The sequence below is a fragment of the Alteromonas sp. ABV4_515 genome, from assembly GCF_056160345.1.
In genome coordinates this window covers 1-312 of the sequence record NZ_JBSWWZ010000046.1, presented here as the reverse complement: position 1 = coordinate 312, position 312 = coordinate 1, and the positions used below count along the sequence as shown (strand labels likewise).

The window sequence follows — 312 nt, the reverse complement described above, 5'->3', positions numbered from 1 at the left end:
CGCCAACAGTGTCGGGAACTACTGATTTGCCTGTCGGTGAAACCGTGTCCATCACAGTGACCGATGCTAACGGCGACGCCCAAACCTTCACGGCAACCGTACAACCTGACGGTTCATTCAGCGCCGATGTCCCAGCAGACATGGCCGACGGAGCCTACACAGTAGAAGCCACTGCTACCGATGCTGCGGGTAATGCCACTACGGCTACGGACAACAATGGCGAAATCGATACGGCTGCACCAGTCATCACCCTTGATCCACACTCGCTGGGTAATGACGCCACACCAACAGTATCAGGTACCACTGATTTGC

General features: G+C 55.8%; 1 protein-coding gene. It reads left to right on the top strand.

From position 1 onward, the window contains the following. Positions 1-312: Ig-like domain-containing protein (locus ACXAGX_RS20610; RefSeq protein WP_474840721.1), on the top strand; the 312-nt coding region annotated here is incomplete at both ends.